We start from the raw sequence: 16508 nt of genomic DNA, 5'->3' as shown, positions 1-16508 counted from the left end.
TAATGCGAAAAGTTAGTGTCTTTTTGCACGCTACGTTCCATACACAAGTCCGTTGGTAGCAATAAGAAAACCGTAAAACTAATTGAGAACATATGAAAATAATAAAGAAAATAGGAAAGTGGTTTTTGGTTTTATTGGGAGTACTAATTGCATTTATTTTAGTGGTATTGCTAATCATCCGAATCAATAGTTCTGGAGAAGAAGAACCTTTTTTAGACGAAAAGGGTGATGTGCTTCCGAATAGTATTGCCATGCACGAGGACATGACGCTAAACGGAGTGCCACAACGAATTACAATTAGGGGAAAAGACAAATGTAATCCCGTACTACTAATAGTTCACGGAGGACCGGGTGCACCAATTTTACCGGTGATTTACAAACTCACGGGGGTTGATTTGGAAGATATATTTACGGTCTGTTATTGGGATCAAAGAGGGTCTGGATTAGCTTATAATGATAGTATGCCTGATTCTTCCATTACCTTAAACCAAATAGTGGAAGATGGTTTGCAACTATCAGAACATTTAAAAAAGACTTTTAAAAAGGATAAGATTTACATTGAAGGTTTATCGTGGGGAACTGCTGTAGCTGCTTATATGGTTCAAAAAAAGCCTGAATTATATCACGCCTATATTGGTAGTGGTCTAATGGCCAATCTTTCACTTTCAGAAGAATTATCTTATGAATTTGCACTATCGGAATCACAAAAGCACAATGATACCATTTCAGTTAATCTATTAAAACAAATTGGAAAACCACCTTATATTGAAAACTCAAAAAATTCAGTAACTGAAGCCTTTGAAATAGAACGACAAATTGTTATGAAGTATGCACCGATAAAATTAGAAACTGATTTTAAGTTTATTAAAAGTATGTTTTTAGATAATGGATTAACGTTTAGTGAAAAATTTACGGATATGATCAATAGTCCAGAATCTTACTATCCTGCAGCCAAGATTTTACAACCTACTGCAATCAACATGAATTTAATGCGTGATATCCCAGAATTTAAAGTACCCGTTTATATATTACAAGGAGACAATGACCATTTTACCGAAACGTCTGTAGCAAAGATGTATTTTGATTCCATTATTGCACCTTCTAAAAAATGGTTCTTATTTGAAAATGGAACACACGGAGTACAAGTTGAATATCCAGAAAAATATCGTTCAATTTATATTAATGAAATACTGAAAAAATAATTATTCGCTCGTGTATAATCCGAAACGAAAGCATCTTTTAACAAGCTCTAATTAAAATATGGAGACCGTTGTACTTCATACTGAAAAACGTAAGAGATAATAAAAAGGGGAAAGCCGAAAACCGACCAATGTAGGCACTAAACTATCAGAATTATGAAAAAACCAAGTGACCGATTGACATTACTCGCAATACTTTTTGCATTCGCTTTTGTATTTCAAAGTTGTGAACAAACACAAAAGGTAGAAACTAAAGAAGTGGAAAAAGAAGTAATTATTGCACCCGAAAAACCTGAATATTTTCTATTGCGACCAGAAGTAGAAAAAGCATATGGATATTCACACGCCGTAAAAATTGGGAATAGTATTAAAATTTCTGGAGCTGTAAGTATGGATGATGAAGGAAATCCAACTGCCATCGGCGATATTGAACAACAGATGAAAAACTGTTATGCTGATTTGGAAAAAATATTAAAACACTTTGACTGCACATTTAATGATGTTGTAAAAGAAGACATTTTCACAACTGATATGGCACTAATGTTGGAAAAATCAGCATATCGAGCTGAAATTTATAAAAACCGATTTCCAACTGGCTCTTGGCTTGAAGTAAAAGGACTAGCATTGCCTGAGTTTATGGTTGAAATCGAACTTGAAGTACATAAATCGAAATAAAAAGAATGAACGTACATCATTGAATCACCGCAATAACAGCAGATTCCACTGCGTCCAAATTTACTCGGTATTGCTAGCGTCTCTGCTAAAAAGAAAATTAACGCATATTAACCCGTAACTGACGGTTATACCAAGCCGTTAGTTATCATAGCATGAATGTATGAAACACGTAATCACTTTAGTATTCTTTATTCTGTTATTTTCATGTAATCAAAAACCCTCGGATTGGATCGATAGGTCCAAGCATGAGGGGCTTTATAAGCACGACATTACGAATAAATTTGAAGTTTACTCATCTGTTGAACATCCGGGAGATATTAAAAATACAGTAGAAGTTCTTGAGTTAACAAAGAAATATTACGACAGAATTTTTGATGAAAATCTTAATTTCGCAGTACTTTTTATTGATAACAAAAACTGGAATAAATATGCCTTTTCTCCACCTCCCGGTATGCCTCAAGCATTCTATGAAGGTAATATCGTTTTAGGTTTAGGAAAGTCAGTAATTGCAAGAAATGCTGAAAATGGAATTAAACAAGCTCCTCCGCCAGTTAAAGAGGTCTTAAAACAACATTTTGGTGAAAATATAGACCTTGACTACTTTTACAGAGATGCGCTGTCACTCCACGAATTGGGTCACCTATATCAATTCTACAGAACAGGTAAAAGCTCACAACGCAGGTGGCTAAATGAGCTTTTCGGAAATCTATGTCAAGTTGGTGCAGCCCGTAGTTTCGACACCCAAACTGTACTTGATCAAATGGACGTTTTACAAACTACCATGATTCGAGGAAATCAATGGGGTGAGCTTAAGTTCAAAACTTTGGGTCAATTTGAAACGGAGTATTTACAAATAATGCAACAAGGACAGAACTATGGCTGGTATCAAACTCAGTTCTACTTTAAAGCAAGGGAATTACACTCAAACTTCGGTGATGATTTCCTCAGGTTGTTTAGAGATTTTTTGATTGACACAAATCCAGACATAATTGGCGAATTAGACAATGCGGAATTGAATCAGCACATACTAGACACTTTTGGAAAGGAAGCAGCTGAAATTATGAAATGGAAATATGATAGCTGACAATATAAATAACTTACATTCAGTCGCTGCGTTTTAAATACGGTGACCGTTATAATACCTAACAAAATACCATTAAATATCGATGAAAGTTTACGGAAAATGTCTTCAGTGTAGTAATGAAATAGCATATGCAACGAGTGCAAATACTCGAGTAGAATTTGCAATGCAAGATGGGGAGATTATAAAATTGACTTGTAAAAATTGCGGGAAAATAAATGAATTTCATGTTGACAAATTACACGCAAAACAATCAAACTTAGCAAAAATTGGTGCGGGTATTATTTTCTTAATTGGTACGCCACTTATGTTTTTATTTGTTAGTCCAATTTTTTCAGAAAGTCGTAATCATTATGTGATTTTAATTATTGGCGGATTTTTAATTATACCAGTAATAGCCTATGGAATTATAAAGAAACAAGATCAAGTTAGGGTTAGTTCTTTCAATCGTAAAAAACTAAAAGGACGGATTCATAACATCTAGGTAAATACACTAAAACCAAAACAACCACAAAATGAAAAACTTATTTACCCTTCAAAATTTAAAATTCGTATTAGGTTTCGCTACCGGTTTTATAATTTATGATGCTTTTGCAAAAGATGAAATCGACTGGGTTAAAGCAATTGTAGTGGCTATTCTGTCAGTGGTTATCATGTTTGTTATTGAGCGGATAAAAAATATAACTGTTTCAGCCAACTAAGTAGACTAATATTTTAGCTCTGTTCTTAAACAAATATGAGTTTTATAAATTTAAAGTCAGAATTAGTCCGAAAAATAGCAGCTTAAATACCTTAAAAAACTGATAGAATGACCATAACTGACCTTTTCAGAGTTATAATTAAAATCTTTGGAATTTATTGTTTTACAACTCTTATATATCGATTACAGCCAAGAATGACGGTTAATTTTGGATTTGATTTTTTCGAATTTATAATTAGTATAATTCACTTGGTTCTTATGGGATTAATTGTTTTCTTTTTTCTGTTCAAAACGGATAGATTAATTAAACTCTTTAGACTTAGTAAAGGGTTTGATTCCCATATAATCGATATGAAAAATCTAAACGAGGTTGGACTTTTTAAATTTGGAATAATAATAATTGGACTTTTAATGATCGTTGACAATATTGCTCCCTTTTTAAACTACTGTTTTTTAGAGTTTAAAAAGCAAGTTTGGACAAACAAAATGGACGAAAGTTCAAGGATGATCTTGAACTTATCTATCGACTATAACAGGTGGTTTACTTGTGGATTTAATATTTTTATTGGAGCTATATTTTTAAACAATAACAATAGAATTTCAAAATTCTTAATGAAAAAAGGGAAAAACGTTGGGTAAGAATGCCTACTTCAAGAAGAGCTTAAAGGTTCAAATTTAAAATTCGTATTAGGTTTTACAACCGGTTTTATTATTTATGATGCCTTTGTAAAAGATGAAATCGACTGGGTTAAAGCAATTGTAGTGGCTATTCTGTCAGTGGTTATAATTTATAGAGTTAAGCACGTAATGCTTTACGTCTTTAGAATTTGTACTAGTTTATTTTCTTACATTTAAATAATACGGATTTAATGTTTGGTTAAAACGTTGGTATCTAAATTGCTATAATTTTAATTAGTTTTCAATACCAGCATTATAATGAAGATTTTAAATTTTTCGCTACCGTATAGTACAAAGATTTTAGGCTTGATACTGCTAATAATAGCATGCATTTCATGTTCAGAAGAAAATGATGACGATATCTTAGAAGCTGATGATAATGAACAAATAGAAAATGATAATCTCATAGTTTCAGGGAAGCCAGAAAATAATGATTTTATAGTAACCGCATCTTATGAGAGTCTGTTCACCGTAGATGCTAAAACAGGACAAGAAACACTTGTATATACATTTTCCGATCAAACAGATATAGAAAAACTTGCAGATTATGATGAAGGCAACCTATTTGTTACTACCGATGATAACAGTGTAAACGCAATAAATCTTGCCAACAAAAATCTACTGTGGAGTACTCCAATGCTAAATTATGATACGAGTAGTTATGGGATAACGCCACCTGCATGTGTAGATGGCAAATGCTATGCATCGGGTACTTATGGAGTTGTTGTAGCTTTAGATCAAAATACTGGAGAACTTTTATGGTATTATTCAACGCATCCAAATGGGGATTTGGATAATGGTTTAAACGAGAATAGAACACCTGTAGTTCATGATGATAGGGTGTTTGTAATGTCTGAAGAAAGCTTTTATGGGTATTTCCCTACCTATCTGCATATTTTAGATAAAGAAACTGGGCAATTATTACAGAAGATTGAATTTCCAGAAGATATAGAAGTTATCAATGAACCGTTGATTGTAAATGACATCCTTTACATATCAGCTAAAAATCTATATGCTATAGATTTACAAAGCTTAGAAGTTATATGGATTTTTGAAGCTGAAAAACTAGGCGATATAAATATTTTAAACAATAGTTTGGTGGTACAAGGGGAGCCAATGAGGGATACGGTTTATTCTTCACTTTTCTGTCTTGATTCACAGACAGGTGAATTACAATGGGAAATTGAAACTGGTTTTAAGGCCATATGGTCACCAATTATTGTGGAGAATGTGGTTTATGGGCTTTATGATAAGGGTAGTAGTTTATCTTTTTATGATTTAAGACCATATGCAGTTTCTTTGAGCAATGGAGAACAACTTTGGTTTAGGGATGATATCTCCGTTGATAACAGTCCCGTTTACGCCTATGGACAATTGTTTTATCATGGGCATGCTATTAATTATACAGATGAAACTAAAAATAATTCAGGTTTAATGGCATTGAACGCCAATAATGGAAATATAGATTGGTTAAATCCTGCTTATAGGTTTGGTACATCAATGGCTCCATTAGTAGTAGGTCAAAACGGTGTATTTGGTCCATCTTATTATAGAGGAGGAAATTGAACATGCACCTATTCTAATCTTCTGGTACTCGTCTTGACGGTTTGGGAGATGAATATTTTCTAAAAGCATTGTTCTAATTGATAGGCTTAAAAAAATAGAATTAAATTTGCTTTGACCTTAGGTTTTAAAATTCTTCTAACTCCCATACGGGTCACTAGTTAACGCAAACATTCAATTTATTTTATACCAAGCCTAAAACACCCTCATGATTACATTTATTACATCCATTATCCTTTTGGTGTTGGGTTATATCATCTACGGCAGATTTGTAGACAAAACGTTTAAACCGAATGAAACAGAGCAAACTCCCGCACATGCTATGGAAGATGGGGTGGACTTTGTACCCATGAATAGTAATAGAAATGCATTTATTCAAATTTTGAATATTGCAGGTGTAGGTCCCATTTTTGGTCCCATATTGGGTGCTCTGTATGGTCCCATCGCATTTATTTGGATTGTGCTTGGATCTATTTTTGCCGGTGCCGTGCATGATTACCTAACCGGTATGATCTCGTTACGTTTTGGTGGTGCGCATTTACCGGCATTGGCATCACGTTTTTTAGGAAAATCGTTTAGCCACGTTGTAAACTTCTTTGCGTTACTACTTTTAATTTTGGTAGGTACTGTTTTTGTAACCGCACCTGCGAATATGATTAACGACCTTATTGGTACAGATACCAGTTATTTGACCATTGTACTTTTTTCAATTTTTGTTTACTACATTATTGCCACATTATTACCAATAGATAAAATCATCGGTAAAATTTATCCTGTACTTGGTTTGTTGCTCATACTAAGTGCCATTGGTATTTGTATAGGTATGTTTGTTATAGGAAACCCTATTCCTGAGCTTACATTTCAAAATATGCATCCGCAGAACATACCCTATTTTCCAGTAATTTTCTTGACTATTTCATGTGGTGCCTTGTCGGGTTTTCATGCTACGCAATCTCCCATAATTTCACGTACCATCAACAATGAAAAAGATGGTAGAAAAGTGTTTTATGGTATGATGATACTTGAAGCCGCTATTGCCATGGTATGGGCGGCTGCATCAATGAGTATTTTGGACGGAGATTCTTTAAACGAGCTTTTACAAAATGGCGGACCAACTGCTGTGGTGAATAAGATTGCCACAATTTCTTTGGGAGCCATTGGTGGTACCATTGCTGTTTTGGGAGTAATCGTATTACCCATTACATCGGGAGACACTTCTTTTAGAGCTGCACGTATGATCATTGCGGATTATTTAAAAATTGATCAGAAAGTGTTGAAGAATAGATTTATGGTGGCTATTCCGCTGTTTATTATTTCGTTCATTTTAACCAATATGGACTTTCAGTTATTGTGGAGGTACTTTTCATGGGCAAACCAAGTAACGGCAGCCATTGCATTGTGGATCGGCGCCGTGTACCTGTATCAAAAGAAAACACATTACTTAATTGCCTTGGTTCCTGCATTTTTCATCACAACGGTTGTGGGCTCCTATATATTTTATGATCCTAACGTAGGTTTAGGCTTGGACATTGAAATTTCCAATTGGATAGGAGTAGGGATATCTACGCTAATTACTTTTCTGTTTTTCAATAAAAAGAGAGAACAGGATATACCACAATAAACTTCATCGCCATATAATAGCAATGAAATGTATTTTTGTCATCATGAGCGTTAATTAGAATTAATGGAAAACGAAAAGATATTTAGAACAAAAACAGGATTTTGCCATATTTTACCGGACAGAATTTTGCTTACAAGAGATGGGGTCAAAGGTAATATTGCAAATGCTACTGTTGGTAAAAATATCACTGGTATTTTAATTATTTACGGTGGTATGGCTGCATTTTTACTGTTTTCGGCATTTCAAAGTTTTCAAAAAGGAGAGATACCTATAACTGTGGTTTACATTGTAGTTGGACTGTTTTTGGTATATGGAATTTTTAAAAGTCTAAATAATTCGGCTACACCAATTATCCGAAGAGATAAAATTAAAAGTGTGAAATTTAAGAAAGCGATCATGGCAATTACGCGGTCTAGATTTGAAGTTGTTTTTGAAGAGGATGGGGCTATTAAAAAGCGTATAATTATGTTGCCAGGTATAATGTCTGATGGACAAAATGAGACAGAAAAGGCTAGAAAAATTATGATTGAGGAGCAATTATTAAATGAATAGCATTTAGTTTAATCGATGATAAGAGAAATACTTAAAAAGCTAATCTGGCTAATTCTTTATCTCCTGTTCAATGCGGTACTATTTTTTATTGAAATCAGTGTGTTGTTCACTACGAATGATAGTTTTACGGGCGGTAGCGGCTTTACGTCCGTTGACGATATTTTAGAAGCGTTCAATGTAGTATTTAACATCCTTGAAGGCATGGTTATGGTGTTCTATTTATATACAGCGATAGGCTTGGCTATTGTTGCTTTGTTACTGTTTATTCCTCTTCAAGTGTACTATATAAACCGTAAATTTAAAAATCATAAGAAGAAGTTTTTATATAGTTTACTAGCTTCCTTCGCTGTAGTAATGACCTTGAAGTTGCTATTATATGCTTGGATGTTTATAGATCTGAATTATCTGTAATATTGTTCTAGAATTTTATAGTTTGCCATAGGTCAAATAAAATATAATCAAAACCCACCAAACAAATAACCATGGGAAAGAAATTAGAATCCATCACTCCCGATTTACAAAAATTCATAGAAAAGCAAAAGATATTTTTTGTGGGTACGGCTGCTGCTGAGGGGAATGTAAATGTATCCCCAAAAGGAACGGACTCATTTCGGGTAATCGATAAGAATAAAATTGTTTGGTTGAATCTCACCGGTAGCGGTAACGAAACTGCGGCACATTTGATCAAGAACAACCGAATGACCATTATGTTCTGCGCCTTTGAAGGAAAACCTATAATTTTACGATTGTATGGTACTGCGGGTATATATCACAAAAGAGATATAGAATACAAAAAATATATAGACCTATTTCCTGCGAATACTGGCGCTAGACAGATTATAGAAATGCAGGTAGACTTGGTACAAACATCTTGCGGTTTTGCCGTTCCGTTCATGGATTTTAAGGAAGAACGCACCACTTTAAACGATTGGTCTAGTAAGCAGGGAGAAGAAAAAATTAAAGCGTACTGGAAAAATAAGAACACCAAAAGTATAGACGGATTTGAAACGAATATTCTTGGTAATTAATCAGTAAAAAGAAATACAGAGTGAAGCAATTTATAGCACGTATAGCATTAGTCGTAAATGATTACGATGAAGCCATTGAATTTTATACCAAAAAACTGAACTTTTTACTTGTTGAAGATACCAGTTTAGGTGAGGGTAAAAGGTGGGTGGTTATTGCTCCCAGAGGAGAAGATAATTGCTCTTTAGTGTTGGCAAAAGCAGATAGTGCTGAGCAGAAATCTAGAGTAGGTAACCAAACAGGTGGTCGCGTTTTTCTTTTTTTATATACCGATGATATCGCAAGAGATTATCAAAATATGACTGCTAAAGGAATCAATTTTAAGAGACTTCCAGAAAAAATGCCTTATGGTACTGTTGCCGTCTTTGAAGACCTGTATGGTAATTTGTGGGATTTAATTCAGCCCATAGACGAACAACAGCAACAACAGCAGCAACAATAGTATTGGCGTTTCGTTACTATGTGGAAATTTCTAAAAGACATATTCAATTTAAAGAGAAAAGAATCTTCCTTGAATTCTAATAGGTCTTTAGAGTTTTTCAATGCAAAAAAACTACTATGTGGTATTGGGAAATCTGAAATACGTGAAAGTGAAATTCTTATTACCGAGTATCCATTTGAGCCATCCATAGCCTACCCAACAGCTATAATTTCTGCTAAGGATATAGATAGTATGTCCTTGGAAATAGGAGTGTGTAAAGTGCATACAAAAAATGATATCATTTTTGTTTCGGCAGAACTCAAAGAAAAAATGAAACAGTTCGCCAAAAGTAATAACATTAGACTTATACCGCAAAGTTGGAATTGGGATTGGATTCTAGAGCCTTATCTAGATACCGAATTTACCAAAGAAAATGAGCAACGCGCTTTAGAACGATTACTAGAAAACGGATTCACGGCAAGTGAAGTAGATGCCATAAGAGCCGAGGTGAAAAATCAAATGTATGCCTATAATTTTGACACCATGCTGTGGGATTGGTGCAGCCTTGGTCTATCTGATATACTATCTGCTATGCGGGCAAAATATGGTAAAGAGCAATTCCGTGAGTTTTACAAAAGAGCTTTGGAAATAGAAAAGCGAACAGGTAACAGTACGACTTCTAATAGATTTTAATACCATAAAAAAAAGGGCAAAAATCTTGATAGACTTTTACCCTTTTGTATAACTGTAAATGTATTTTATTTCAAGGTAGATTTAAGCATCCAGATTAATTTCTCTTGTCCGGATATTAAATCACTGATTAAGGTAACCGTACCTTCATCATCATTGTTCGATGAGAATTCTAATATTTCTCGTTCTTGGATCAATAACTCGTTTAAGTTGTCTATAAGTAAAGAAATACCTGTAGCGCCATCAGACACTTCTTTGATAATTCTAATGGTCTTATTGTCCAAATAATCTTCAAACGTATGTAAAGGCTGTTGGTCTAAAGTTAAAATACGCTCAGCAATTTCATCAACTGTTTCCGTAGCTTCAGTATATAACTCTTCGAATTTCTCATGTAATAGAAAGAAATTGCTTCCTTTTATGTTCCAGTGCATACCTCTCAAGTTCATATAATGAATTTGATAATTAGCTAATAGGACGTTTAATTTATCACTGATTTCTATTTTATAATCTTGGTTTAATCCCACGTTTTTATTTAAAGTTTCCATGATTTTGTTGTTTTAATTTCTTACTGTAAAATTACGCATAAAGCCCCTGTTTTAAGGTAACTAAAGTTACATAACCAATACGTTTTGTTTATACTGCTATTAAATTTTATGAATAAATATTCTTGTCATTTTAAGCAATTGTAGTTCAGAAAATAGATTCGTAAATTAGAAAGGTTAAAATGACACTGAACTACCATGCAAATTCCAGAAATTCCTAATTTAATTCATTATGCTATTCCTTTTTTTACGGTTACGGTAATTTTAGAAGTGATACTATCCGTAAAGATAAAACTACATGACTACGAGTTTAAAGACGCCGGTACCTCTATTGTTATGGGGCTAGGTAATGTTGCCATAGGTTTAATTACCAAAGGTATTGCATTGGGGTTTTTCTACCTATTGTATAATTTTTGGCATCTATTTGAAATTCCGTTTGCGTGGTGGTCATGGATCATTTTACTTTTTGCCGAAGACTTATGTTATTATTGGTTTCACAGAACCAGTCACGAAAGTCGGTTTTTTTGGGCGAGTCATGTGGTGCATCATTCTTCTAAAAATTACAATCTGAGCACGGCATTACGACAGTCGTGGTCTGGCGGATTTTACACCTTCATTTTTTGGATTCCATTAATTCTCATCGGTTTTCATCCGGTGATGGTTTTGGTGCAGATGTCCGTCAGTCTCATCTATCAATATTGGATCCATACCGAGTTCATCACTAAAATGCCCAAGTGGTTCGAAGCTGTTTTCAATACACCAAGTCATCACAGGGTGCACCATGCTACGAATCCGCAGTATTTAGACAGAAACCATGCTGGAATTTTTATTATTTGGGATAGAATATTTGGCACTTTTGAGCCAGAGGTGGAAAAACCGGTTTACGGTTTGGTGAAGAATATTGACACCTATAACCCTATAAAAATTGCTTTTGGGGAATGGTACAAGATGCTCGGCGATTTTTTTACCTCTAAAACCAATTGGCGTAATAAATTCAAATATCTAATGAAGCCACCCGGTTGGAAACATGATGGTACCAGCATTCTATCAGCTGATTTGCGGAGGGAGTGGGAGGAGCGTAATAAGGTATAATTATAGTTTTTATGTAACATACAGTTCTTTTTAGCGTCATATAAAAACCAACCACCAGTAGAATGACCAATAAACTAGTAGCATACATAGGAATTTTAGGAGTAAGTTTATTTGCGATAGCCGCCATCGTGGGACCGTTGTTAATTGATGATTACAGTGTAGTAAGTCAATATATTAGTGAATCTTTTGCGATAGATACCCAATACGGTAAATACTTGCAGTACTTCGGATATATACCTAGCGGAATTCTCATTACCATTTTTTGTTTTAGTGCTCCCAGAAAACTACCTAGTTCAAAACTGATTGTAGCCGGTTTTTTTGGTTTGGCGCTTTTTTACGGATTGGGAACTATTTTGGTAGGAATTTTTCCTTGCGATGCGGGGTGCCCAACAGATGTAATGGATTCCAGCCTTGCTCAACTTATACATAATGCAGTGGCATCTTTAACGTATATATTTTTTCCCATTTGTTTATTAGGTATCGGGTTAGGATTAAAGAAGTTTGAGAACTACGGTCGCTTATCTCAAATAGCTATCGCTATGGGAATCATTAGTGGAATTTTTATCTTCTCACTATTCTCTGATCCCAATTCAGGTTACCGGGGAATCTTACAGCGAATTATAGAAACGTCCTTTATTGTGTTTATGGTTTCTAGTGCGTTGCGAATTTCCAAGGATGCGGGAAAATAGTATTACGTATGGAGTATTAAGTGCAAAGTATCAAGTACAAAGTATTAAGTAAAAAGTAAAAAGTACGAGGTACAAAGTACAATGTATTTAGTATTAAGTACAACGATTAACGGTCTTTAAATAGCTGCGCTTGCTCGCTATGACGAACAACCAACAACGAAAAACGAAAAACGATTTTTAGTCACTAAGCGTAGTCGAAGTGAACGTGTCCAATAGAACAGATAGCCGCGCTCTGCTCGCTATGATGAGTAGCTTAAAGAATCGTCTTTGCGAGGAGTTTTTTACGACGAAGCAATCTGAATAAATTGTGTTTGTATGATTATTTCTGGCTATTAACTTAATAGTCACTAATTGAACGTGTTCCAAAAGAACAGATAGCCGCGCTTGCTCGCTATGACGAACAACCAACAACCAACAACGAACAACGAGCAACCAACCAACAACCAACAACTACTCCAAATAAACCACCCCATCTTTCATTACAAAAGATACATTCTTCATAACAGCAATATCCTCAACCGGATTTCCTTTTACCGCAATAATATCAGCTAGAAATCCCTTTTTTAGGTTTCCTAATTTGTTTAAGTGAAACATTTTGGCATTGTTTGCAGTGGCAGATTTTAGCACATCAATAGGCTTCATTCCGTAGGCAACCATTAATTCCATTTCACGATAGTTTTCGCCATGTGGAAAAACACCCACATCACCACCAAAAACAATTTGTACTCCAGAATCCAGCGCCATTTTAAAGGACTTTCTTTTTTGTTGAATGCGTTCGGGCTCTGGATCGGTTCCTTTGTTCCAACCTCTGTATTGGGTAATGGCATCGCCTGCAGCAAGGGTAGGGCATAAGCCAACACCTTTTTCTTTCATCAGCTTAAAAATTTCGGGAGTACCACCATCACCATGCTCAATAGTTTCAACACCGCCAAGTATGGCTCTTTTCATACCTTCGGGAGTGCTGGCATGGGCAACTACATATTTACCAGCAGTAGTTGCAGTGGCTACCATGGCATTAATTTCCTCTTGTAAAAAAGTAGGTTTAGAAGCGGCACCGGGAGTCCAACGGTAATCGGCATAAATTTTAATCAAATCGGCACCGTTTCCCATTTGTCTACGAACGGTTTCAATACACTGGTCAACACCACTTGCCGCTTCAGCACCTAATGGAACCGTTACACCGTCATGAAATCCCTTTGGTCCGTATGCACCCGTTGCCACAATTGCAGGTCCGGCAACCAATAACCGCGGTCCGTCAATAATTCCGTTATCAATCGTTTTCTTTACATAAACATCGCTATAACCGGCACCTTCGGCACCCAAATCTCTCATGGTGGTAACTCCCGCTATAAGCGAATTTTTTACGTGTACCGTACCTCTAATAGCACGTTCAACAGGAGATTCCTTAAGCACCTGGTCGTTCCAGTCTGTTTCGTTATAGGGGTGTAGTAGTACATGTGAATGTCCTTCTATAATACCTGGCATTAGAGTAGAACCGGCTAACTCAATTTCTTTTGGAGCATTAGTTAAGTCAATTCCGTTTACTTTACCGGCATAGGTAATTAGATTATCTTCTACTAAAACTACCCAATCATCATGCATTTCTACACCATCAAAAACGCGGTCTGGTTTTAAGAGTGTTTGTGAAAAACATAGGAAAGGAGAAAATAGGCAGATGAAAATAATTGATTTCATGGAATAAGTTGTTTAGTTGGCAATGGCAGTAGTTAATAGGCTATCTAAATCTTGTTTAGTATGCTGATTTCCATTAGATATTACCATGTAAATATCTTGGGTATTTTTAATGTTTTCTAGCGGATTGCTGTTAAGCAATACAAGGTCGGCAATTTTGCCTTCGGTAACTGATCCATAATCAGCATCTTGCTTTAAAAACTTAGCACCGTTATAAGCGGAAGCTTTTAAGGCATCTAGTGGAGGAATTCCTGTAGCGACCATTGCTTCAAGTTCTTTATGTAACGAAATACCAGGATAGGTGTAACTATTGTAAGCACCACTATCGGAACCAGCTAAAAGTGATACTCCGTTTTCGTTTAATTTTGATGCAAGTTTACCAAAGAATTGGTCCAATGCTTTCCGGTCTGCTACTTGCTTTTCAGTGGCATATTTTACGCGGTCAATTCTTCCTTGGTATGTTTTCTGAATTCCGTCGCTCATGTACTTTAAGTAGGTGTCTTCAGTATGGTCGACTTCATCTAAATAACTAAGTACACCACCAATATGCAATGTAGGCACTACAAAAACATTGTTTGCTTTAAGTTTTTGAAATGTAGCGAGTGCCGTTGAATCTGTATAAGAAGACTGTAGTAGGGGCATAGCATCCCAAAATCCTATTTCTTTGTCTATCAGTTTTTGTGTAATTTCTTTTTCATTACTTGAGCATCCTTTCATAATATAATACAGGTGCTCCACAGCATCAATACCGACATCGATGGTGGCATTAAGTTCCACGGTAAAAGGCATGTGCCCAGAAGTTATAAGGTTTCTCTTTTCTGCTTCTTCTATCACCTTTAAATAATTCTCGCCAGAAATACGACTATCATAAATTTTTACAAAGTCCGACGGTATCGCTTGCAATGAATCTAACGCATTATGAATATCCGAATCATTGTCCACTTCCAAAGAACCTGCCCAAGTACCGCCTGGTCCATCAATTTTTGGTCCCGATGTAAAAATCGTAGGTCCGACCAACTCATTGTTCTCAATAGCTTTTCTCCATTCCAAAACCGAAGAAGTAAGGTCACCACCGGCATCGCGAACCGTGGTTATTCCATTAGCCATAAATAGGTTTAGAAATTTCTTGTTCGCTTCAATTAACGAATCGCCACCTCTAAAATGGGTATGGTTATCCCAAAACCCGGGTACAATGAATTTATCTTTAGCATCGATTACTGTATTCGCTTCAATGCTACCGAACTCTTCGCTTGAAATAATTTTGGTAATTCTATCATTGTTGATCAGTATGCTTACAGTGGAAATAGAACCATCTTCCAAATTAATTACATTTCCGTTTTTAATAAGAACGTCATATGTGGTTTGTTTTTCGTGTTTGCAGCCCGTAAACATTATAAGAGAACAACAGGTTAATGCACATATCAATTTCGATAAACTCATAGTATTTAGGCAATTTTTAAGGGTAAGATAAAAAGAAAATATGGTGAATGTTAGTTCGGCATCCTATATTAAGGTATGATTTAGCACATGAACAATAAGGCTTATTTAAATTGGTAAAATGATGTTATACCGACTATGATTTTTACTTTTTCGCAGATTGCCATCCACCACCATCACGATACTTGATATTTTCGGCAGCATGATAAATTATACCCTCAATTCTTTTATTTCTAGTTTCTTCACGCTTTGCTTGATTTAACCAATAGAGGTAACTTTTACGTTGACTGTGTGTAAAGTTTTTGAAGTTGGTAAAAGCTTTTGGGTTTTTATCAAATGCCATTTGTAGCTCATGGGGAATAACACCGTTCTCCACATCATCTAAAGAAGACCAAGAGCCATTGGCTTTAGCAATTTTTATGGATTCTAATCCTTTGGCATGCATCAAACCGCTAGCTTTTAATTCCTTAATGTGTACTTTATTTACCTTGCTCCACACACTCTTAGGTTTTCTAGGACAAAAGTATTGTCGTCTTTTACCATCTCCAAGACTTTTTACGGTACTATCGATCCAGCCATAACATAAGGCTACCCGAACAGCTTCTTCCCAACGCATACTTTCCTGCTCATGTGCCACGGTATAAAATATAAGATGAACGCCTTTATGGGTAGAATGATTATTATGTAACCATTTTCTGAATTCATTATCGTTTTTAAAGTATATCTCCGGAATATTTAACATAATTCGATTAAATGAGCATTAATTTATCATAAAAGTACAATGTTTAATACAGAAAGTATTGGTTAATACAGCTACTCGCCCTATTTTTATGCATTCTTAAATCAACTA

At 35.2% G+C, this 16508-nt stretch carries 19 protein-coding genes; 15 read left to right on the top strand and 4 right to left on the bottom strand.

From position 1 onward, the window contains the following. The first annotated feature begins 92 nt into the window (after positions 1-92). The 13 genes from EXIGUO8A_RS18590 to EXIGUO8A_RS18530 all read left to right on the top strand — a co-directional run bounded on the left by EXIGUO8A_RS18590 (position 93) and on the right by EXIGUO8A_RS18530 (position 10209). On the top strand, positions 93-1202 hold the full coding sequence (locus EXIGUO8A_RS18590) for an alpha/beta fold hydrolase (protein WP_159304334.1): 1110 nt from the start codon (positions 93-95) through the stop codon (positions 1200-1202). Between the two features lie 153 nt (positions 1203-1355). Continuing rightward, entirely contained in the window at positions 1356-1874 is a 519-nt protein-coding gene (locus EXIGUO8A_RS18585) for a RidA family protein (protein WP_159304333.1), read from the top strand. A 160-nt stretch (positions 1875-2034) separates the two neighbouring features. Next, on the top strand, positions 2035-2958 hold the full coding sequence (locus EXIGUO8A_RS18580) for a hypothetical protein (RefSeq protein ID WP_159304332.1): 924 nt from the start codon (positions 2035-2037) through the stop codon (positions 2956-2958). A gap of 82 nt (positions 2959-3040) precedes the next feature. Next, positions 3041-3439, top strand: a complete 399-nt coding sequence (locus EXIGUO8A_RS18575; RefSeq protein WP_159304331.1) for a hypothetical protein — start codon at positions 3041-3043, stop codon at positions 3437-3439. A 31-nt stretch (positions 3440-3470) separates the two neighbouring features. After that, positions 3471-3656: a hypothetical protein gene (locus tag EXIGUO8A_RS18570; RefSeq protein WP_159304330.1), complete on the top strand. Its 186-nt coding sequence runs from the start codon at positions 3471-3473 to the stop codon at positions 3654-3656. Between the two features lie 107 nt (positions 3657-3763). Then, on the top strand, positions 3764-4294 hold the full coding sequence (locus tag EXIGUO8A_RS18565) for a hypothetical protein (protein WP_159304329.1): 531 nt from the start codon (positions 3764-3766) through the stop codon (positions 4292-4294). Positions 4295-4591: 297 nt separating this feature from the next. Continuing rightward, positions 4592-5899 carry a PQQ-binding-like beta-propeller repeat protein gene (locus EXIGUO8A_RS18560; protein ID WP_159304328.1) on the top strand — a complete coding sequence of 436 codons (1308 nt, stop codon included), beginning with the start codon at positions 4592-4594 and terminating at the stop codon, positions 5897-5899. A gap of 205 nt (positions 5900-6104) precedes the next feature. Beyond that, complete coding sequence (locus EXIGUO8A_RS18555; RefSeq protein ID WP_159304327.1) at positions 6105-7517, top strand: carbon starvation CstA family protein; 1413 nt, start codon at positions 6105-6107, stop codon at positions 7515-7517. Positions 7518-7580: 63 nt separating this feature from the next. After that, on the top strand, positions 7581-8069 hold the full coding sequence (locus EXIGUO8A_RS18550) for a phosphoribosylaminoimidazolesuccinocarboxamide synthase (RefSeq protein WP_159304326.1): 489 nt from the start codon (positions 7581-7583) through the stop codon (positions 8067-8069). A gap of 15 nt (positions 8070-8084) precedes the next feature. Further along, positions 8085-8480, top strand: coding sequence for a hypothetical protein (locus EXIGUO8A_RS18545; protein WP_159304325.1), 396 nt, complete (start codon positions 8085-8087; stop codon positions 8478-8480). A 71-nt stretch (positions 8481-8551) separates the two neighbouring features. Then, the gene (locus EXIGUO8A_RS18540) at positions 8552-9097 is read left to right on the top strand and encodes a pyridoxamine 5'-phosphate oxidase family protein (RefSeq protein WP_159304324.1); all 546 of its coding nucleotides are present in this window, start codon (positions 8552-8554) and stop codon (positions 9095-9097) included. A 20-nt stretch (positions 9098-9117) separates the two neighbouring features. After that, positions 9118-9537, top strand: coding sequence for a VOC family protein (locus EXIGUO8A_RS18535; protein WP_159304323.1), 420 nt, complete (start codon positions 9118-9120; stop codon positions 9535-9537). An 18-nt stretch (positions 9538-9555) separates the two neighbouring features. Next, entirely contained in the window at positions 9556-10209 is a 654-nt protein-coding gene (locus EXIGUO8A_RS18530; RefSeq protein WP_159304322.1) for a hypothetical protein, read from the top strand. Between the two features lie 65 nt (positions 10210-10274). On the opposite strand, the gene EXIGUO8A_RS18525 is transcribed toward EXIGUO8A_RS18530, so the two are convergent. Beyond that, complete coding sequence (locus tag EXIGUO8A_RS18525; RefSeq protein ID WP_159304321.1) at positions 10275-10751, bottom strand: Dps family protein; 477 nt, start codon at positions 10749-10751, stop codon at positions 10275-10277. A 195-nt stretch (positions 10752-10946) separates the two neighbouring features. Here EXIGUO8A_RS18525 and EXIGUO8A_RS18520 point away from each other — a divergent pair, with 195 nt between their 5' ends. Both EXIGUO8A_RS18520 and EXIGUO8A_RS18515 read left to right on the top strand, forming a co-directional pair. After that, entirely contained in the window at positions 10947-11840 is an 894-nt protein-coding gene (locus EXIGUO8A_RS18520) for a sterol desaturase family protein (protein ID WP_159304320.1), read from the top strand. 62 nt (positions 11841-11902) lie between these two features. After that, entirely contained in the window at positions 11903-12529 is a 627-nt protein-coding gene (locus EXIGUO8A_RS18515) for a DUF998 domain-containing protein (protein WP_159304319.1), read from the top strand. Between the two features lie 450 nt (positions 12530-12979). Here EXIGUO8A_RS18515 and EXIGUO8A_RS18510 read toward each other — a convergent pair whose 3' ends face one another. The 3 genes from EXIGUO8A_RS18510 to EXIGUO8A_RS18500 all read right to left on the bottom strand — a co-directional run bounded on the left by EXIGUO8A_RS18510 (position 12980) and on the right by EXIGUO8A_RS18500 (position 16400). Next, a complete protein-coding gene (locus tag EXIGUO8A_RS18510) occupies positions 12980-14224 on the bottom strand; it encodes a metal-dependent hydrolase family protein (RefSeq protein ID WP_159304318.1) in 1245 nt (414 codons plus the stop codon). A 12-nt stretch (positions 14225-14236) separates the two neighbouring features. After that, on the bottom strand, positions 14237-15661 hold the full coding sequence (locus EXIGUO8A_RS18505; RefSeq protein ID WP_159304317.1) for an amidohydrolase family protein: 1425 nt from the start codon (positions 15659-15661) through the stop codon (positions 14237-14239). A gap of 142 nt (positions 15662-15803) precedes the next feature. Then, positions 15804-16400: a YdeI/OmpD-associated family protein gene (locus EXIGUO8A_RS18500; protein WP_159304316.1), complete on the bottom strand. Its 597-nt coding sequence runs from the start codon at positions 16398-16400 to the stop codon at positions 15804-15806. Positions 16401-16508: the final 108 nt, after the last annotated feature.

The organism is Maribacter litoralis, from assembly GCF_902506355.1.
In the GTDB taxonomy this organism is placed as follows: Bacteria; Bacteroidota; Bacteroidia; order Flavobacteriales; family Flavobacteriaceae; genus Maribacter; species Maribacter litoralis.
This window is presented reverse-complemented; position numbering and strand designations above follow the sequence as displayed.